Below are 19334 nucleotides of genomic sequence, written 5' to 3' on the forward strand. Positions count from 1 at the left end.
GTGCTTTTATGCCACAATTTTGCATAAATATACAATTTCTTTGATTAGAAATTACATAATTATACAGATTTTACCCTTCGTGTGCAATTATTACGGGAAAATTTAGTTTACAAACTGATTTTTATATTCTCGTGGAGAAAGTCCTGTTGTCTTTTTGAAGATAAAACTGAAGTAATGAGGATCTCCAAAGCCGCATTCGTAGGCGATGTCGGAGCCCTTCATATCTGTTTCTTTAAGGAATTTTTTTGCGGCCTCAACGCGGACATTTGTCAAAAATTCAATGAAGGTTATGCCGCATTCCTGAGAGAAAATTGTACTGAAGTGGTTAGGGCTGAGGTGAACTTCATCTGCAACGGTGGAAAGACAGGTATCCTGGCTGGCGTAGTTCTTTTCGATGTAGGCCTTTGCCTTGATGATAACATCGCCGTAACGGCCCTGAATGCGGGAATCGCGGTAGTCCAGAAGTCTTGTAAGAATATCGCGGACATTTTCTATGAAAATTCCTTCGTTCTGCACGGATTTTTCTACAAAGCTTCGCTGCAGGATTTCCGGCATAATTTCCTTTACATCGCCGTCCAGCTCTTCAATCAGCTTTGTAACGGCCATGATTACGTCTACCAGCAGGTAAGATGCAATTACCGTAAAGCTCTGAGAGTTGTCATTCAAAATGTCGCAGTAATGAGTGATGATTGTATCAATTTCGTTTTTGCCCGCATACTTTAAGTTGTCTACAAGCGGATCCTTATCCTGAAGGGAAATCTGACCGTCGCTGGAATTTTTAACGTCGTCAGAGCTCAAAATGCGGCTCTTGTTCCAGATTCGGGTCATCTGCAAAATCTTGTCTGCATCGTTGTAGCATTCCGGCAGCTGAGAAAAATGATCAACAGTTTTACTGATGGAAGAAATTACGTTGCAGTCCAGACGCTGGCTTACAATGTGTTCGATGGCCTCTGCATAATCAAAGCTTGTGTTATCAATATCGTCGATTGAATTGCCCTTAAGAATACAAACGTTCCTTTCCGGCCCGATAAAGAAGGAAATCACGTCCGTCCAGTTTTTTACCAGGGAAATAAGACGGCCCTTGGCTTCCTGAATGGCGTTTCTGTTTTGATTTTCACTTCTAAGTTCGTTAATGATTATCTTGTAGTAATGGGAAATAAAATCCAGCCCCAGAGTTTCTGCCTTCTGCATTGCAGCGGCGTGAGGAAGGTTTCCGAGCACAAGGTCTGACAAAAACTTATTTTTCAAAAGCGCCGCGTTCGACTCCAGCTCTTCCTTAAGCTGAGAAATATCCGAAAGCTGCTTCTTTTCCTTATCCAGATTTGCCGCAACCTTATTAAGGCTCTTTAATAAATCATCGTGAGTAAATGGCTTTAGGATATAATCTTCTACACCAATAGAAATGGCGGCCTTAGCATATTCAAATTCATCGTGTCCTGAAAGAATAATTATGCGTATCCAGGGCTGAATTTTCTTCAAAATCCGGGCAAGTTCCAGACCATCCATAAAAGGCATTTTGATGTCAGTAATCAGGATATCCGGCTTCATTTCGTGAATCATGGAAAGGGCAAGCTCTCCGTCACTAGCCTCGCCCGCAAAGGTAAACTGCGAATTTTCCCAATCGATTGTACTTCTTATTCCTTCAAGAACAATATGCTCGTCATCAACAATAAAAACGCTGTACATGGGTTTCTTAGTTCTCCTTTACATCAACCAGGCAGGGAATTGTAAAACTGACATTTGTGCCCTGCATTTTTTCGCTTGAAATCTCAAGACCGCAGCTTTTATCATTATAATACAGAATCAATCTTTTATTAACATTATAAAGGCCATAAACTGAAGCAAGATTTTGTCCTTTTTCCTTAGAAAGCTCTTCGCGAACCTGTTCCAGTCTTTCCGGGGTAAAGCCGGCGCCGTCATCAATTACGCAGATGCGGATTTTTGTGTGACTTTCATCGCTGAACTGAGCCGTAATATTAATATGACCGCGTCCCCGCTTGTTTTTAATTCCATGGTAAATTGCGTTTTCAATCAGAGGCTGAAGACTGAGCTTGAGAATCATGTAATTATTGAGCCGCTCGTCCACAGTAAACTGATAGTTCAAAATTTCGCCGTAACGAAGCTTCTGGATTGTAAGGTAGTTCTTTACGTGCTCAATTTCCTGTTCAAGGGTAATCCAGTCGTGGCCGCGGCTTAGGGAAATGCGCATGAAGTTGGAAAAAGCCCGGGTAATCTGAATAACGTCGTCTTTTTTTCCGGCTTCTGCCAGCCAGATGATTGTATCAAATGTGTTGTACAAAAAGTGAGGAGTAATCTGAGCCTGAAGCTTTGAAAGCTCCTCCTTCTGAAGGTTTATCTGCTCTTCAATATTCTGCTTCATCAAAAGGTCAATCTGCCGCGCCATGGAGTTGAGGTTTTCTACAAGGTGGTTGAACTCTGTAATTTTTGGCGAATCGATATGTGCCTGCAGGTTTCCGGCCGCCAGCTGGGTAGAAAAGTCTTCCATTTTGGAAATCGGCACACGGATTTTTTTTGAAAGAGTCTTGAAGTTTGTAAAAATAAGGGCCGCAACTCCAATAAAAATAAGGGCCATAAAAGAGAAGATGAAGACCGGCGAGTTTTGAATGTAATTGTTGGTACGCTCAGCCGATTCAATTTCCGAAAGGATATAATCCTGCATAATCTGGGCAAAAAGATTTGCAATACTCCGGATTTCGTCCAGCATATGCTCTGTCTGTTCTACATCTGCGGTGCTCTGGGCAATCTGCAGCTCAAAAAATCCTATGTTTCTGGAAAGAGTCTGGCAGGTGCGGTAAGCAAGTTCCAGCTTGGCAGTAGAATTATAATCATCACTTTTCTGAATGAGTTCCAGAACGCTGTCATTTATAATAGAAAGAAATACCTTATGACGGCTCTGATTTACATTGTTTCGTCCAGATACGATGCTCCAGAGTTCATCAGGAATATCGTCGCGGGCAATTTTCATGATTGCATTGGCATGACTTACGTTTTTGATGATATTGTTGTAGCGGGAACGGTTGTACTGCCACATAATCATTGTGTAAATTGTCGGAATCATCATAATCAAGATGATTACGGCATAGGAACGCATGATATAATGATAGAGACTTTCTTTCCCGAAGCGTTTTTTGAGTTTGGAAATCATTTAAAAGCCCTTGCCTGCAAATTTAGTAAAGCTGTCGAACTCTGTGAAAACTTCGCCGTCAACATAAGTAATAGGCGGAATAGGCTTTCCTTCATGCAGCATTTTTACAAGCTCACAGAGTTTTGGACCTGTATTGGGGTTGCATTCTACAACGCAGTTGATGGCGCCGTAAGTCAGAGCTTCAATAGATTTACGTTCGCCGTCAATAGTAACAATTGTAACGGTAGTTGCATGGATATTATTTTCCCGCAGGGCATCCAGAACGCCCCAGGTCATGGCATCGTTGTGTGAAAAAATAATGTCGATTGGATTCTGTCCGATTGAAAGGCCGCCGTTAAAAGAAATGATTTTACTTGCAATTTCGTGGCCTTTTGAACGCAAGAAATCACCGCTTTCAGAATGAATTATGCGGAATTTTGGTTCTTTTTGAATTACACTCCTGAAGCCGCGGGCCCGCTCATAAGCAGGAGAAGAATTTTCCGTACCGGAAATCTCCAGAATGTTCAGAGGTTCATCAGGTTTTGAAGAATTATATTTTTTTACAAGGAATTCTGCCGCTTTTCTTCCTTCTGTAAAACTGTCCTCACCAATCAAGCCTGCGTAAAGTGATTTATCTGCAGTTTTAATCATACGGTCAACGACAATTACAGGAATTCCTGCGTCCTTTGCTTCCTGCAAAACGTTATCCCAGCCGGTTTCTACAATTGGAACAAAAGCAATTACATCAACCTGGGAAATTATGAATGAATGAATGGCCTGAAGCTGATTTTCCTGTTTCTGACGGGCATTTTCATAAAGAATCTGGATTCCGTTTTCTGCCGCCGCCTCAAGGATGGACTCGGTGTTACGAATTCTCCACTCACTTTCAGCCCCAATCTGAGAAAAGCCCAGAATAATCTGACTGTTATCTTCTTCTGCTTCTGCCTTTTTTTTACAGCCTGCAAGACTAGTGCAAAGTACAGCCGACACAAGGATTATTTTGCCTAACTTTTTTATGCGAGGTCGTTCACTCATTCTTTTATTATAAACCGCATCTGTTAAAACTGCCAAGAATGTATTGTTATAGAGACAAAAAAAGGCTGCCGTAAAAACGGCAGCCGGAAGAAGGTTTATGAAAAAATTACATTAGTTTCTGTTACGATTCTTAATGATTACGAATACACTCTGCAATACGATGAAGAAACAAAGGATTGCAGAAAGTACGATTCTTGCCCACCAGCTTGAAAGTGTACCCTGGAAGCGGATCAAACTTTCGATGGTTGCCTTAATCAGAACACCGAATACAGTTCCCACTACAGTACCAACACCGCCGGTAAGCATGGTTCCACCTATGACGGCGGACGAAATTGCTTCCATTTCAAAGCCTCGTGCCTGCTCAACGAAGCCCGAAGTTGTGTTCAGACAGAATACAAGTCCACCAAGTGATGCAAGGAAGCCTTCCAGCATGTAAGCAATGAACTTAGTCTTTTTAACGTTGATACCCATCAAAAGTGCCGACTGTTCGTTTCCACCGATAGCAAAAAGGTTACGGCCGAATCTTGTATATTTAAGCATCCACCAGATAATCACAACTGTAATCAAAGCGATGATTACACTTGGGTGAACAAACGGGAACATCAAAACGCCGCGCTTGTTGTGGTAAGGCGCAAACAATACACGAATATCTTTGTTGGCAAGACCAAGGAAGAACTTACTCTTTGTAATGGCAATCTGCTGTGAGCTGATAATAGCTGTCAAACCACGGCAGAAGAAGAGTCCTGCAAGAGTGATTACGAAAGGCTGCAATTCCATGTATGAAATAAGCCATCCCTGAGCGGCGCCAAAAAGAACTCCGAATGCAAGAACAATCAGAATTGCAATGCCGGCAGGCATACCCATTTTTTCCATGTAATAAGCCAGAATCATACAGTCAAGACCAACTACAGAACCAACCGAAATATCAATACCACCGGTAATCATTACGACAGTCATACCTGAAGCAACAATCAAAAGACCTGCGTTATCAATAAGCATGTTAAGGAAAGTCTGCATCTTATTAAAGCCCTGTTCGCTGTAAAGAATAAGACCAACGATATACATAAGGGCAAAAAGACCGATAGTTACCATCAAAAGGAAGTTACTTGAATCAATCTTAAATCGTTTCTTAAAAGAAGCTGCAAATCCGCTTTTTTCAATTTTGTTTTCCATTTCTCCCCTCCTTATTTAGCAGTAACAGTACCCATAGCTGTGTTTGCAGCCTTGAGTTTTCTCTGAGCCATCCATTTTTTGAATGCCGGAGACTGGAATACAACAATCAGAACAACAACTACGGCCTTGTAAACCGGAAGCTGGTCTGCGCTAACACCTACTGCATACAAACTTGTTGTAAGAGCCTGAATTGTAATCGCACCGATTACAGAACCTGCAAGATTAAACTTACCGCCGCCAAGGCTGTTTCCACCAAGGGCAACCGCAAGGATAGCATCAAGTTCCATGTTCAAACCGATGTTGTTAGCATCACAAGAATAGATACGGCTTGAAGCAATCAAACCAGTTACACCAGAACAAAGTCCTGAGAATACATAACAGAAGAAAATAACCATTACAGAATTGATACCAACAAGGCGTCCTGCCTTAGGGTTAATTCCGACTGTCTGAATGTAAGTACTCATGGCAGTTTTTGTTGTAACAAGATAAGTAATTGCAACAAAGGCAACCGCAATAAAGATTGGGGTTGGGATAATACATCCAGGGATAAATCCACCGATGTATTTGTATGATTCCATACGAACATACAGAATTACACCAGTTGCAAGCTCAGTAGAAGAGATAAGCTGGGCAATACCACGACCTGCAGTATACATAATCAAGGTTGCAACCATTGGCTGAATGTTGAGGCCTGCTACAAGGAAACCGTTTACGGCACCACAAGCAACGCCCAAAAGCAAACCAAAGAAGATTGCCAGAGCAGGATTCATCAAATATCCGTCATAGCTTGAACCAAGAAGGCGTACAATCAATGCAGCTGAAACTGCGGCTATTGTACCAACCGAAATATCGGTACCTCGAGAGCTGGCAGCAACAAAGGTCATACCAACTGCAAGGATAATAAGTTCGCTTGAACGGTTCAGAATATCAATCAAGAAGCCGTACAAAACGCCGTTATTAATAGAAATCTTAAAAAATCCCGGAGTAATGATTGCGTTAATTATCAGCATTAAAATCAACGCAGTAATCGGCAGCATAAGCTGACTTTTTCGGGCTTTATTCCACAACTGATACAAATTAGCCATTTGCTTTTCCTCCCGCAATTGCAACCATTACATCCTGCTGAGTAAGATTGTCGTTCTTAAGTTCTCCAACCTTTTCACCATCACGCATTACGCAAAGACGGTTTACAGTACGGAGCATTTCATCAATTTCAGAACTGATGAAGACAACAGTCAAACCTTCTTTTGCAAGCTGAATTACAAGCTTCTGGATTTCTGTCTTAGTACCAACGTCAATACCGCGGGTAGGTTCGTCCAGAATCAGGAATTCAGGGTTGGTTACGAGCCAGCGTCCGATAATAACCTTCTGCTGGTTTCCGCCCGAAAGCGCCTTAATAGGAGTTTCCATAGAAACAGTCTTTACATTCAAAGCCTTGATGTATTTTTCAGTAAGCTCAATCTGCTTAGACATAGGAAGCTTTTTGAAAACACCAGTCTTTGCCTGCAGTGCAATCATCATATTATCGCGGATAGAAAGATCAGCAATGATACTTTCAGCCTTGCGGTCTTCCGGAAGATATGCCATACCGCGTTTAATAGAATCAAGCGGAGAAAGCGCATTAAGAGGCTTTCCGTTGAATTCCAGGGTACCAGCATCAGGGTGGTCAGCGCCATAAAGTGTACGAACAAGTTCAGAACGACCTGAACCGAGCAAACCTGTCAAACCGATAACCTCACCTTTTTTAATGGTAAGTTCAAACGGCTTGATTGTACCTTTGTGAGTAAGACCAACGGCCTTCAAAATTACAGGAACATCGTCGCGCTCTTCAATAGAGTTATCAGCATGCAGGTTATCAAGTTCTGCAACTTCATGACCAAGCATGGCCTGAACAAGCTCAAGACGAGGAAGTTCATCAACAGTGTACTGACCTTCAAGCTCACCGTTTCGCAAAACAGTAATCTTATCGCAGACAGCATAAACCTGTTCAAGGAAGTGAGTAACGAAGATAATACCAACGCCCTTAGACTTAAGGCGGTTCATTACCTTAAAGAGTTCTTCAACTTCCTTATCATCCAAAGAAGATGTAGGTTCATCAAGAATAAGAACCTTACAGTTAAAGTTTACGGCTCGCGCAATGGCAACCATCTGCTGAATGGCAACTGAATAGTCACCAAGACTCTTTGTTACATCTATATCGCCAAGACCTACTTCGCTAAGTACAACCTTGGCCTGTTCATTCATTAATTTCCAGTCAATTGCAAAATGTCTTTTCGGCTCGTGACCTGCAAAAATATTTTCTGCAACAGAAATATTCGGACACAAGTTTACTTCCTGATACACAGTACTGATTCCGTTCAGCTGTGATTCCTCAGGCGAATGGTTATTGATTTCCTTTCCTTCAAGAAAAATCTCACCAGAATCTCTGGTATGAATACCAGTCAAAACTTTAATCAATGTTGATTTTCCGGCACCGTTTTCACCCATCAAAGCATGAATTTCACCCTTACAAAGAGTAAAATCAACGTTCTGAAGCGCTTTTACACCCGGAAATATCATTGTAATGTTTTTCATTTGAAGCAAAACATCATTTGCCATTTTCTTTTTTCCCTAAGTAAAAAAATTCTTAAAAAAAAGGCTGGAGAGTGCAGGTTTAATTTCTAACCCTGTGCAAGTCCAGCCTTTCCAGCTAAATTACTAACTTATAATTAGTATTTACGTGTTGGAAGTTTTGCAGCAGCATTTTCCTGATCAAATACTTCCTCTACAACGTACTGTTTCTTGTCTTTAACTTTCTTTCCAGCTTCCAAAGTCTTGATGATTTCATCAACACGTGGACCGTGAAGTGGGTTACATTCAACAGCACAGTTGATTTCGCCAGCCATCATCTTGTTGAATGTTTCGTGTACAGCATCGAAACAGATGATGATGATGTCTTTTCCAGGTTTTTTACCAGCAGCTTTGATAGCGTCGATTGCACCCCAAGCCATGTTGTCGTTTTCTGCAAATACTACATCGATTTTTGGAGTAGATTTGAGGATAGACTCCATAACTTCCTGTCCTTTAGACTGTGTGAATTCACCTGTCTGCTGAGCAACAAGTTTCCAGTTTTTGTGAGCAGCAATACCTTCTTCGATACCCTGTGTACGTCCGATCTGAGCAGAAGCACCAATTGTACCCTGGAGGTCTACGATATTGATTTCGTCCTTATCACGGCCGATCTTCTTAAGGTAAGATTCAAGCCATTTAACGCCGTCGCGTCCTTCCTGAAGGAAGTTACCGCCTACCCAGCAGAGATACAAATCATCTACACCAGTCATCAAGCGGTCAGAAAGAATTACAGGAATACCAGCTTTTTTAGCTTCCTGAAGAACTGTTTCCCAACCTGTTTCTACTACAGGAGCTACTACGATGTAGTCAACATCCTGCTGAATAAAGCTGCGGATAGCCTTGATCTGATTTTCCTGCTTCTGCTGAGCATCATCAAAAATCAATTTGTAGCCGTTAGCTTCTGTGAATGTCTCTTTGAAAGAAGTTGTGTTAGCAAGACGCCAGTCAGATTCAGCACCTACCTGTGCATAACCAACTGTAATGAGCTTCTTAGCTGGAGCCTTCTTTTTTGCTGCGAACATACTGCTTGCAGCTGCAACCATAAGACCTGCGGCAATCAAAGTCTTAACTGTTTTTTTCATATCCATTTCCTCCTAACGATTTGGACAAGTTTTTATGATAGTTTAATACTACCCCCGCCAATGTCAGAAGTACATAGATTTTTTTACGGAGTTTGTTCAATTTTTTGGGTATTTTATTTGAAAAAAGGAAGGAATAATTGAACTTTCGCCAGAAAAGTTAAGGTTTTTTCTGACGAAAGTTAAGATTTTTTACTACAAACTGAATCTCAAGCTGAAAGCGCCGCCCCAGATGTTAGAGCCAAGGTCGTAGCTTCCGCTGAATGTAAGGTCAATAACTGCAAAGTCGAATGCAAATCCACCCTGTACAACCGGACGAACTTTAAATCCTTCTGCAGTACCGCCAAAACTTCTTGGGAAGAGACCATCACGAATAGCGTTCTGCATATCATCATTGCTATCATTAAGAATCTTTGTCCAGTCAAGATTTCTTACGCCCCATTCAACCTTAGAGTTTGTAAACATAAGTCTAAAGCCTGCAAATGGTCTGAAGAAGAGAAGCTTAGCAGAAATCTGAGTATTCAAAGTAAAGTTAGTAGATTTGTAATCAAGGTTTGCGCTTACATTGTCACCGTCATTAGAGCCGATTTTTCCAGAAGTATAATAGAAGCCTGCTCCTACAATAAATTTTGTATCAAGAACCTTTGGCTTCCAGAGACAGTAACGAACGTCAAATCCAATAGAAAAGAGGTCAAAATAAACAGGTTTAATAAGCTTATCAAGACCAAACATTTTTGATGAATCAAGAGTACAGAGTGTAAAACCAATATCAAATGGAAGTTCAAAATCATTTACTTTTACACCACCAAGACGGGCATCAAAAGTAATTGTAGGAAGGGCAAGTTGATTTGGAACACTGCCCAAATCCATTTTAAATGCATTTGACATGTCTTTAAGAGGTGTAAGATCCATTTTAGCAGCGCCAAGATTAACGCCAAAACCAAAACGAGGACAGAATTTTCCGTTTCCAACCTGAACAAGGTGTCCAATCCAGGAATTAGCCCATACATTCTGCTGAATCTGAGTATTTGGAACTGTATCTTTTAAACCGTCACAAAATCCATTAAGACCGTCCATAGCTGTTGAATATGGATTTTTGATATCAAGCTTATTAAGGGCATTTGTTGCTTCATTAACATAGGTTGTAAAATCAGCTTCTGAAACATTGTTGTCATGAAGTGCTTTTGAAATTGTATCCATGTTTTCATTAACAAGTCTTGCAATATCCGCCGGCACATCAACAGTAGGATAGCCAGGTACAGTAACAGGTACTGCAAACACCGGTGCTGTCATTATCATCAGAGCTGCAAAAAGCCCTAAAACAATTTTCTTCATAAATAGTTTCCTCCGAATTCCATAATTCTCTGTTATCTTAAAATGTTCTTAGATTATACCTTCGCCGCAATATCTAGTCAAACACAATCCGTTGAAAGAAGCTCTTATTTACTATAAAATGCATACATGACAGATATTGAAATTGCACAGAAAAATGTAATGATTCCTATCAAGGATGTGGCTGCAAAAATCGGAATTGCAGAAGACAAGCTTGAACTCTACGGACCATACAAAGCAAAAATCACTTTTGAAGAATTAAAAACCTTGCAGAAAAAGGCTTCCGAAAAACCAGGAAAGCTTATTCTTGTAACTGCAATCACTCCTACCCCGGCAGGCGAAGGAAAATCAACAGTTAGCATCGGACTTGCAGACGGACTTAATAAAATCGGAAAGAAAACCGTAGTAGCCCTTCGCGAGCCAAGCCTTGGACCTTGCTTCGGTGTAAAAGGCGGTGCCTGTGGCGGCGGCTATGCCCAGATTGTCCCGATGGAAGACATCAACCTGCACTTTACAGGCGACATTCACGCAATCTCAATTGCAAACAACCTTATTGCAACCTTAATCGATAACCATATTCAGCAGGGAAATCAGCTGGGAATTGACCCGCGCACAATCAGCTGGAAACGCTGTATGGATTTGAACGACCGTTCTTTGCGCAACATTATCGTTGGACTTGGCGGACGTCTTCAGGGAGTTCCTCGAGAAGACCACTTTACAATCGCAGTTGCCTCAGAAATCATGGCAATCATCTGTCTTTCAAAAACAATCAGCGAGCTTAAAGAGCGCATTGACCGCATTGTAATCGGTCAGAACTACGCACGAGAGAACGTAACCTTCGGACAGCTTAAATGCACAGGCGCTGTTGCAGCTCTTCTAAAAGACGTAATCAAACCAAACCTTGTTCAGACTTTGGAAAAGAATCCTGCATTTGTTCACGGCGGACCTTTTGCCAACATAGCCCACGGCTGTAACAGCGTAAACGCAACAATGTGTGCCCTTGCAACCGGCGACTACGTAGTTACAGAAGCTGGCTTTGCAGCCGACCTGGGTGCAGAAAAGTTCTTAGACATTAAATGCCGCTCGGCAGGACTTAAACCGGATGCAGTTGTAATTGTTGCAACTATCCGCGCCCTCAAAATGCACGGTGGCGTAGCAAAAACTGACCTGGCTCAACCAAATACAGCAGCACTGGAAAAAGGCTTTGAAAACCTTAAGACTCATATAGAAAACATTGCAAAATTCGGACTTCCAAGCGTTGTTGCCGTAAACAAATTCATTACAGACAGCGACGAAGAAATTAAACTTTTACAGGATTTGTGCGAAAGGTTTGGTGCAAAAGCCGTACTCAGCGAAGGCTGGGAAAAAGGCGGAAACGGAACTCAGGAGCTTGCAAAAGCAGTCGCAGAACTTGCAGACAGCGGAAAGGCAGCCTTCAAGCACCTTTACCAGGATGATCTTCCTCTCACAAAGAAGATTGAAACAATTGCAAAAGAGATTTACCGCGCAGAACGCGTAGATTTTGACTCCGCCGCATTGAAAAAGCTCAAGACTTTCGAAGAACAGGGCTACGGAAAGCTTCCGGTCTGCATTGCAAAAACTCAGAACTCAATCAGCCACGACCCGACATTAATCGGAGCGCCAAAAGGCTTTGTTTTCCCGGTCCGCGACGTTCAGCTCTACGCCGGCGCAGGCTTCGTAGTAGCGTTGGCAGGTGACATCATGACAATGCCAGGCTTACCAAAAGCCCCAGCTGCCCTCAACATCGACGTTGATGACGACGGAAAAATTACAGGATTGTTCTAATTAAATAAGATTAGTTTAAAATTAAAAAAACAGCTTCCAGTCGAGTTGTTGATTCCAAAACCGCGCGATATCGCGCTACACGCTATTTGTGGTAAAGTAACTATTGAACCTGCCGCTCACGCGGCAGCCACAAATAGAGTGTTTTTGTAATCCACAACTCTCCCTCGCGCTGTTTTTTTTATTGAAAGTCTATCTTACTTCTTAAAAATCTCTTTGAACTTTCCAAGAAGTACATCAGTTTCAATAGAAGCATCCAAATCTGTGATTGCTCCCTTGTCGCGGTAGAACTTAATAAGAGGTTCTGTCTGCTCGCGGTAAACGTCCATACGGTGAAGGATAGATTCCTGTTTGTCGTCATCGCGCTGGTAGAGTTCGCCGCCACACTTGTCGCAAACGCCTTCTACTTTTGGTGGAAGAGTAAGAACGTTGAAGTTAGCGCCACAAGCCTTACATACACGGCGTGTAGAAAGACGGCGGATAACGATTTCGTCCTTAATTTCAAAGTTTACAACCTTTACATCGTCACAAATCTTTGTGAACATTTCTGCCTGAGGAATTGTGCGAGGGAAACCGTCAAGAATATATCCGTTCTTGCAGTCAGGCTGAGAAAGGCGATCCTTTACAAGTTCGCAAGTCAAATCATCACTTACCAAAGAACCTGAATCGATGATAGCCTTAACCTTTACTCCAAGAGGAGTCTGATTTTTAATATTTGCACGGAAAATATCGCCAGTAGAAATATGTGGGATTTTGTAGTCTTCTGCAACTTTTACAGCCAACGAGCCTTTACCAGCTCCCGGTGGGCCTAAAAAAATGAAATTGTTCATTTATGTCTCCTATATATTTAATTATATTATTATATAGTTAAAACTGAAAATTTGGAAGAAAAAATGCGTAGCAGGCTTCGTGATTTGTGTAGCACTGCAGAGCAAGCAAAGCTTGCGGCGAGCGTTCTCGGCGGAACAAATCACGGTTTCTGCGAGAGCATTTTTGTTGCCTTTTTTAGGTTTTCTTATTATTTTAATAGTAATATAAAAAACAACTTAATTTTTTGGAGATATATAGAAAATGAAAGTTAAACCTTTAGCAGATCGCGTTCTTGTTAAAAACGACAAGGCAGAAACAAAAACAGCAAGTGGACTTATCATTCCTGAGGCTGCTCAGGAAAAAACTCAGACTGCAACTGTAGTTGAAGTTGGTCCAGGTACTGATGATGTAAAAATCACAGTAAAAGCTGGAGACCGCATCATGTATGATAAATATTCTGGAACACAGGTAAAAATCGACGGAGAAGATCACCTCATCCTCAAGATGAGCGACATCATCGCTGTAATCGAATAAGATTATCGGGTCAAGCCCGATAATGACATAACTTTATTGCATGACACGCAGTTTCGTGCGTAAAAGAAGTGCCCTTTCGTTTTCGTTATCTATGCTGTAAGCGTAGTCAGCCGAACGGAGGGCATTTTTATTATCCCCTTCCGAAACATAAATATTTGCCAGCCTGAAAAATATATCACTTCTAAGCTTATTGTTTACTTCACGTCCTGCAGTCTTTCCATATAAATCCATTGCCCTCTGCTTTTCGCCGTTAGCAAAGTACATGTCACTGAGGTTCATGCAGGCAGCAGTGCCAACCCGGGTAGAAATCTGCCCGTCAGAGGTAATTCCGCCGCTTTCATACACGCAGAATTCGTAGATTCTCAGTGCCTCAGAAAAATTCTTAGTCAGACAGCTGAAATATCCGCCGAACTCCGCCATTGGAAGATTGATTTCCTTTACGCGCTCGGCAAACTGAACAAAAAATCCTTCCTTATCGTTAAAGCCATACCTGTCGTAAATGTATTTGTCAAAAAGATTATAGGCATCTTCTGTCTGCTTGGTTCTCAGCAAAAAGTTCAGCGCATACTGAACCAGAAGTTCCTTGTATTTTTCACCTTCAACATAATTGCGTTCAAGAATTGTCCACAAATCTCGGGTCTTTTCTTTTTCAGTTATATTTCGGTTTGCCTTATATTCAAGGTCAAGTTTTTCCATTTCAAGATAAGGCTCAGGCCCTTTTGTCAGGCACAAATCAATTCTATAAAGGGCATCGCTCAAAGGAATCTTTCTGCGGTTATCATACTTTTCCATTGCAAGAGAAGATATTCCTGCCCTTCTTAAAGCCTTAACTTCATCATCTTCTTCCCGCTCAAGACTTGATTCATAGGCAAAATCTGCATACAAAATCAAGCCAGGCACAAAATCCGGGTAATTGGTAACAATATCAAAAAGAAGGTCAGCCTCTGCATCAGCATCCTTTAATCCCTGAGCCCATAAAGCACTGTTTACCATAATAACAGGAATAAGGCTGTCATCGCCCTCTTTTTTAGGAAGGTCAAAAATTGTCGGAATAATTTCCTGCCGGATATTTTCCGCTCCTTCAAAATCAGAAAGAGCCATAAAGGAATCAGATTCAAGGGCAATCTGAGCAATCTGGCTTACACGATAAAGGTTACTGTTCTGGTAGTCACGCAAAAACTGCTTTGATTTTTCAACGGCATTGATAGAATCGTAATATTCTCCGCCGTCGTACAAAACTGTAGCCCAAAAGTAAGCGTCGTCAGCATCTGCATAAAATTCCGGATTTAATGAAGCAGCCTTTTTAAGTTCACCAGTATAAAGCATGTGAACGGCACAGTTTTTCAGCCACAAGGGATTTTTACTTCCGTTATATGCATCAAAGAAAATCTGAAAGAAAGGCTGATCTATAAAATAAGTAAAGGCATCTTCCGAAGTATTTTTCTGCAAAGCCTTGCGCAGATAAATCTCCGAATAAACAGAGCCGTATTTTGTATTCTTTAATTTTTCCGCCAGCTTTTCAGCTTCATCATAGCGACCGTTATTAATCAGATATTTGGAATAAACAGCCAGAAGCTCAGGATTGTTTGAATGGCGCTTAACAGCCTTTTTAATCAGTTTTTCAGCCGGCTCATTCTGGGCAATCTGAAGATAGCGCTTGTAGACACCAAGATAAGACCAGGAATCCACAGCTTTTTTCTGAACCTTTTTCAGCTCTTTAAAAGCCTGTTTTTTCTGATTTTGCGCGATTAAAGAATCAATAATTTCTAAACGGTAGGTTAAAGACTTTTGTTCTGCCTTCATGCGGCAGGCACTCAGACAGAACAAAATTAAAAAGAGAATTAAAAGATTGAAAACAGATTTAATCTTTTTTAGAAGCTTCATCTTTTCCTATTTTATCAAGCACAGCGTTAATAAATTTATAGGAATCGTCAGTGCCAAAATCCTTTGCAATCTTAACCGCTTCATCAATAACAATCTGCGGTGTTGAACCAGTCTGGAACTTCATTTCGTAAATGCTTGTTCGCAGGATTGCAAGAGTTACCTTATTAATGCGCTCAAGCGACCAGTCCTTAGTAAGATGAGCTTTAATCATCTCATCAATTTCTGAAATATGATCTACAGTTCCAGATGCAATCAGGCTTGCAAAAGTCTGCTCTTCTTTGGAACTTTCCTTTACCTCTGCAACAGCAGCTTCAGTTTCAGGATTTGCAGTAAATTCAGAATCCTTCTGAAGCCATGAAAAATTCAGTAAATCATCCAAAGAACTTTTTGTAGCTTCCCAGGAAAACAAAACCTGGAAAGCAAGTATTCTTCCTTTTCTTCTGGACACTCTAGTTCTCCCAAGAAAGAAGCTTATCCAAAGCAGCGTCTTTCTTTTTCATATCTACATTTTCAGGGGTATTTAAAGAATTTGCAAGCTGCTGTGCAGCCATCTGAACAAACTGCATCTGCTTCTGCTGTCCAAGGTTACCGCGGATATAATCGTAAACTGTGATTGTTGTATCAGGCTGAACTACATCGCCGATACCAAGCATTTTAGCATCATATTTTTTACCGATTTTGAAGAAGCGGAAATCCTGAGCTGTTTCTTTAATGTCTGTAATGAAGCCTTCTTTCTGGCCGAAAAGGTCACGAAGGTCAGCAAATGAATAACCAAGACGAGCTGCAATAGCTTCTGTCTTCTGCAAGAGCAAATCTCCAGCCTGGAAACCAGAGTTTTCTTCCTTAGATTTTGCTACAAGCTGTTCATTTGTGATTTTTCCGTCTTTAAGCTGATTTCTCAAATCATTTGCCTTCTGACGTGAAGCGTCAATATTATCACCCTTCTGAACGATTACGAGGAAAGACTTCATCATATCATTCCATACAAAAGAAGCCTTGTTGCTGTCATAGAAAGCGCGGATTTCTTCATCAGTTGGAGCAACAGCCTGAATTTCAGCCTGCTTTGCCTTTACAACATACTGCTGAATCATAAGCTGATTTTTAAGAGTTGCCTTATAATCAACTTTGTTCATTCCAACCTGCTTCTGCAAAAGTTCATCAAGGCTCATACCCTGAGTCTGTTTAACGATGTCATCAAGTTCTTTTTCGGAAACGTTTACGCCAAGCTGCTGGCTCATTCCCTGAACAAAATACTGATCTACAGCGCTGTCTGGAATTGAAATGCCATCCTGAACAGCTGCCTGAAGCATCAATTTTTCTTCAATAATAGTGTTCAAAACCTGCTTGCGCTCATCAACAGTAAGCTTGCGGCCAAGCTGCTTTTCGTAAGGAAGAACACGAGATTTTACCTGTTTTACAGTAACAGTCTCACTCTTATTTTTATTAAGTTTTACAATTGCCAGAGGCTGCAAATCTGACTGAGCAAAAGCAGCGCCAAAGGCAGAAAGCATCATAAAACAAACTAGGGCTAATTTTTTCATTTATTTTTCCTTATTATAGTTTTATACTTTTTTAACATTTTTACAGGTAAAAAGTTACAAGCTATGCTTGCCTTGCCGACTTATTTATCCAACGGCAATCCGCCAGAAATTACCGCACGGATACGGCGAACGCCAGCTGAGCTTGACTGTTCCTTCTGAATCTTGAAGTCACCAATCTGAGCTGTGTGCTGAACATGAGGTCCACCACAAACTTCCTTGCTGAACCAGTCATTGTGAACGTCGCGGCCGATTGTGTAAACCTTAACGTCTTCACCATACTTGTTGGTAAAGAGAGCGCGGGCACCTTCAGCCTTAGCCTTATCCAGAGGCATAACTTCCATAGTAACAGGCAGGTCTTCCTTAATCTTTTCGTTTACGATGTCTTCAACCTTCTGAATTTCTTCCTTAGTCATAGGACGCTCGAAAGTAAAGTCAAAGCGCATACGCTCGTTGTTGATATTTGAACCTTTCTGAGCAACCTGGTCTCCAAGAACGTTTACCAGAGCCTGCTGCAAAAGGTGTGTTGCAGTGTGATATTTTGTTGTAACTTCAGACTGTTCAGCAAGACCACCCTTAGCAGCTCCTGCGTCTACAGTTTTAGAAGCTTCCTGATGCTTGCGTTCAGCTTCCTTAAAGCCTTCAACGTCAACAGTAAATCCGTTTTCTGCACCAAGCTCCTGTGTAAGCTCAAGAGGATATCCGTATGTTTCGTAAAGATTGTAAGCAACTTTACCGCTGATGATTTTCTTAGGGTTCTTCATCAGGTTTGGAAGAAGTTTCTGGAATTCTGCTTCACCCTTCTTAAGAGTAAGACGGAATTTAGCTTCCTCTGCAGTAAGCTCGCGGTAAACCTTTTCCTTATTCTGTTCAAGTTCAGGATAAGCTTCCTTAAAGTTTCCGATTACAGTTGCAGCAACTTCTGCCATAAAGTCTTTTTCAATTCCAAGCTTCATTCCGTGGCGAACTGCACGGCGGATAAGACGGCGAAGAACGTAACCAGCACCTACGCGGTCTGGAGTTACACCACGCTGGTCTCCCAAAATGAATACAGAAGAGCGTGTGTGGTCAGCAATAATGCGGACAGACTTATCTTTTTCTTCGTCAGTGCCGTATGTATAGCCGGAAAGCATTTCAATAGTATGAATGATTGGCTGGAAAACTTCTGTCAAATAAACCGAAGTCTTTCCCTGCAGGATACAGTTTGTACGCTCAAGTCCCATACCTGTATCTACGTTTTTCTTTTCAAGAGGCAGCAAAGTTTTTTCGTCTACGCGGTTGTACTGCATGAATACATTATTCCAGATTTCCATCCAGTTTGCGCTGTCTGTACCCTTGTTAGAGCCAACAGGAGGAAGACCTTCGCCAACCCAGTAGAAAATTTCTGTATCAGGACCGCAAGGACCAGTTGGACCTGCTGCCCACCAGTTATCAGAAGCTGGAAGATAAGCAATTTTATCCTCTGGCATTCCGTTTTCTTTCCAGTAACCAGCAGCCTCTTCATCGCGAGGAGCATTTTCGTCACCTGCAAAAACAGTTACAGAAATCTTTTTAGGATCAAGCCCCAGCCATTTTGGGCTTGTCAAAAATTCGTAAGAAAATGCGATTGATTCCTTCTTGAAATAATCGCCCAAAGACCAGTTACCCAGCATTTCAAAACAGGTAAGATGAGCAGGGTCACCTACTTCTTCAATATCGCCGGTACGGATACATTTCTGGTAGTCAGTAAGACGGGTTCCCGCAGGGTGCTTTTCACCAAGAAGATAAGGAACAAGCGGATGCATTCCCGCCATTGTAAACAAAACTGAAGGGTCGTTTTCAGGAATCAAAGACTGTCCTGAAATTTCAACATGATTTTTACTTTTAAAAAACTCAATATACTTTGAGCGTAACTCGTTAGCGTTCATAAGGGGTAATTATATTGAATTCTTCTATAAATGTTAATTACCCTGCCTTTTTCGTAAAAACTTCCGCTTTTGCGGAAGTTAGGCGACTCGTCATTTCACTTACATATTTAATAAATATAGGAGCGAGTCGCCGCTCCTAGTCGCAACTGAACTGAACCCCAAAAGTTGGACACTTTTGGAGGAAAAATGCAAAGAAAATTCGATGTAAATTTCAAATTATCTGTAGTTCAGATGTATTTAAAACATGATGAAGAACTACATGTAATAGCAGAAAGGATGGGTATTCATTCCTCAGTAATTTTGGATTGGGTAAAACTTTACCAATATCACGGAGAGGCAGGTCTGAAAACCAGAAGTTCTCATTCGAAATACGAAACAGCCTTCAAGGAAAAGGTTAAGGCAGAAATAAGAAAAAAAGCCTCAATAAATTCCCTTAGCATGAAATATCACATATCCCCTTCCACAGTTAAGAGATGGAAGGTAG

At 41.4% G+C, this 19334-nt stretch carries 16 protein-coding genes; 3 read left to right on the forward strand and 13 right to left on the reverse strand.

What is annotated here, in order from left to right:
• Positions 1-102: 102 nt before the first annotated feature.
• The 8 genes from T530_RS0109080 to T530_RS0109115 form a co-directional block, all read right to left on the reverse strand.
• Positions 103-1686, reverse strand: coding sequence for a response regulator (locus T530_RS0109080; protein WP_027728734.1), 1584 nt, complete (start codon positions 1684-1686; stop codon positions 103-105).
• A gap of 7 nt (positions 1687-1693) precedes the next feature.
• Positions 1694-3166, reverse strand: coding sequence for a sensor histidine kinase (locus tag T530_RS0109085; RefSeq protein WP_027728735.1), 1473 nt, complete (start codon positions 3164-3166; stop codon positions 1694-1696).
• On the reverse strand, positions 3167-4180 hold the full coding sequence (locus tag T530_RS0109090) for an ABC transporter substrate-binding protein (RefSeq protein WP_027728736.1): 1014 nt from the start codon (positions 4178-4180) through the stop codon (positions 3167-3169). It abuts the gene before it with no gap.
• Positions 4181-4291: 111 nt separating this feature from the next.
• Positions 4292-5353, reverse strand: coding sequence for an ABC transporter permease (locus T530_RS0109095; RefSeq protein ID WP_027728737.1), 1062 nt, complete (start codon positions 5351-5353; stop codon positions 4292-4294).
• Positions 5354-5364: 11 nt separating this feature from the next.
• On the reverse strand, positions 5365-6438 hold the full coding sequence (locus tag T530_RS0109100; protein ID WP_051537920.1) for an ABC transporter permease: 1074 nt from the start codon (positions 6436-6438) through the stop codon (positions 5365-5367).
• Positions 6431-7951, reverse strand: coding sequence for a sugar ABC transporter ATP-binding protein (locus T530_RS0109105; protein ID WP_027728739.1), 1521 nt, complete (start codon positions 7949-7951; stop codon positions 6431-6433). The genes T530_RS0109100 and T530_RS0109105 overlap by 8 nt, the downstream gene beginning before the upstream one ends.
• A 110-nt stretch (positions 7952-8061) precedes the next feature.
• The gene (locus T530_RS0109110) at positions 8062-9045 is read right to left on the reverse strand and encodes an ABC transporter substrate-binding protein (RefSeq protein WP_027728740.1); all 984 of its coding nucleotides are present in this window, start codon (positions 9043-9045) and stop codon (positions 8062-8064) included.
• A 192-nt stretch (positions 9046-9237) separates the two neighbouring features.
• The gene (locus T530_RS0109115; protein WP_027728741.1) at positions 9238-10377 is read right to left on the reverse strand and encodes a hypothetical protein; all 1140 of its coding nucleotides are present in this window, start codon (positions 10375-10377) and stop codon (positions 9238-9240) included.
• A gap of 126 nt (positions 10378-10503) precedes the next feature.
• On the opposite strand from T530_RS0109115, the gene T530_RS0109120 reads away from it, so the two are divergent.
• On the forward strand, positions 10504-12180 hold the full coding sequence (locus T530_RS0109120; protein ID WP_027728742.1) for a formate--tetrahydrofolate ligase: 1677 nt from the start codon (positions 10504-10506) through the stop codon (positions 12178-12180).
• Positions 12181-12374: 194 nt separating this feature from the next.
• On the opposite strand, the gene T530_RS0109125 is transcribed toward T530_RS0109120, so the two are convergent.
• Positions 12375-13007, reverse strand: a complete 633-nt coding sequence (locus T530_RS0109125) for an adenylate kinase (protein ID WP_027728743.1) — start codon at positions 13005-13007, stop codon at positions 12375-12377.
• A 241-nt stretch (positions 13008-13248) separates the two neighbouring features.
• Here T530_RS0109125 and T530_RS0109135 point away from each other — a divergent pair, with 241 nt between their 5' ends.
• Complete coding sequence (locus tag T530_RS0109135; protein ID WP_027728745.1) at positions 13249-13521, forward strand: co-chaperone GroES; 273 nt, start codon at positions 13249-13251, stop codon at positions 13519-13521.
• A 33-nt stretch (positions 13522-13554) separates the two neighbouring features.
• On the opposite strand, the gene T530_RS0109140 is transcribed toward T530_RS0109135, so the two are convergent.
• The 4 genes from T530_RS0109140 to T530_RS0109155 form a co-directional block, all read right to left on the reverse strand.
• Positions 13555-15405, reverse strand: a complete 1851-nt coding sequence (locus T530_RS0109140) for a hypothetical protein (protein ID WP_027728746.1) — start codon at positions 15403-15405, stop codon at positions 13555-13557.
• A complete protein-coding gene (gene nusB / locus T530_RS0109145) occupies positions 15383-15853 on the reverse strand; it encodes a transcription antitermination factor NusB (RefSeq protein ID WP_027728747.1) in 471 nt (156 codons plus the stop codon). The genes T530_RS0109140 and nusB overlap by 23 nt, the downstream gene beginning before the upstream one ends.
• 1 nt (position 15854) lies before the next feature.
• The gene (locus T530_RS0109150) at positions 15855-16946 is read right to left on the reverse strand and encodes a peptidyl-prolyl cis-trans isomerase (protein ID WP_027728748.1); all 1092 of its coding nucleotides are present in this window, start codon (positions 16944-16946) and stop codon (positions 15855-15857) included.
• An 80-nt stretch (positions 16947-17026) separates the two neighbouring features.
• Positions 17027-18850: an alanine--tRNA ligase gene (locus T530_RS0109155; protein ID WP_027728749.1), complete on the reverse strand. Its 1824-nt coding sequence runs from the start codon at positions 18848-18850 to the stop codon at positions 17027-17029.
• Positions 18851-19036: 186 nt separating this feature from the next.
• Here T530_RS0109155 and T530_RS14045 point away from each other — a divergent pair.
• A partial coding sequence (locus tag T530_RS14045; RefSeq protein WP_156011600.1) for a helix-turn-helix domain-containing protein occupies positions 19037-19334 on the forward strand: 298 nt, incomplete at its 3' end.

It is taken from the genome of Treponema sp. C6A8 (assembly GCF_000619925.1).
In the GTDB taxonomy this organism is placed as follows: domain Bacteria; phylum Spirochaetota; class Spirochaetia; order Treponematales; family Treponemataceae; genus Treponema_D.

Bases quoted from the DNA above. Each gene is read 5' to 3' on its own strand.
- T530_RS0109080 (WP_027728734.1), bottom strand. From the start codon at position 1,686: ATGTACAGCGTTTTTATTGTTGATGACGAGCATATTGTTCTTGAAGGA.
- T530_RS0109085 (WP_027728735.1), bottom strand. From the start codon at position 3,166: ATGATTTCCAAACTCAAAAAACGCTTCGGGAAAGAAAGTCTCTATCAT.
- T530_RS0109090 (WP_027728736.1), bottom strand. From the start codon at position 4,180: ATGAGTGAACGACCTCGCATAAAAAAGTTAGGCAAAATAATCCTTGTG.
- T530_RS0109095 (WP_027728737.1), bottom strand. From the start codon at position 5,353: ATGGAAAACAAAATTGAAAAAAGCGGATTTGCAGCTTCTTTTAAGAAA.
- T530_RS0109100 (WP_051537920.1), bottom strand. From the start codon at position 6,438: ATGGCTAATTTGTATCAGTTGTGGAATAAAGCCCGAAAAAGTCAGCTT.
- T530_RS0109105 (WP_027728739.1), bottom strand. From the start codon at position 7,951: ATGGCAAATGATGTTTTGCTTCAAATGAAAAACATTACAATGATATTT.
- T530_RS0109110 (WP_027728740.1), bottom strand. From the start codon at position 9,045: ATGAAAAAAACAGTTAAGACTTTGATTGCCGCAGGTCTTATGGTTGCA.
- T530_RS0109115 (WP_027728741.1), bottom strand. From the start codon at position 10,377: ATGAAGAAAATTGTTTTAGGGCTTTTTGCAGCTCTGATGATAATGACA.
- T530_RS0109120 (WP_027728742.1), top strand. From the start codon at position 10,504: ATGACAGATATTGAAATTGCACAGAAAAATGTAATGATTCCTATCAAG.
- T530_RS0109125 (WP_027728743.1), bottom strand. From the start codon at position 13,007: ATGAACAATTTCATTTTTTTAGGCCCACCGGGAGCTGGTAAAGGCTCG.
- T530_RS0109135 (WP_027728745.1), top strand. From the start codon at position 13,249: ATGAAAGTTAAACCTTTAGCAGATCGCGTTCTTGTTAAAAACGACAAG.
- T530_RS0109140 (WP_027728746.1), bottom strand. From the start codon at position 15,405: ATGAAGCTTCTAAAAAAGATTAAATCTGTTTTCAATCTTTTAATTCTC.
- T530_RS0109150 (WP_027728748.1), bottom strand. From the start codon at position 16,946: ATGAAAAAATTAGCCCTAGTTTGTTTTATGATGCTTTCTGCCTTTGGC.
- T530_RS0109155 (WP_027728749.1), bottom strand. From the start codon at position 18,850: ATGAACGCTAACGAGTTACGCTCAAAGTATATTGAGTTTTTTAAAAGT.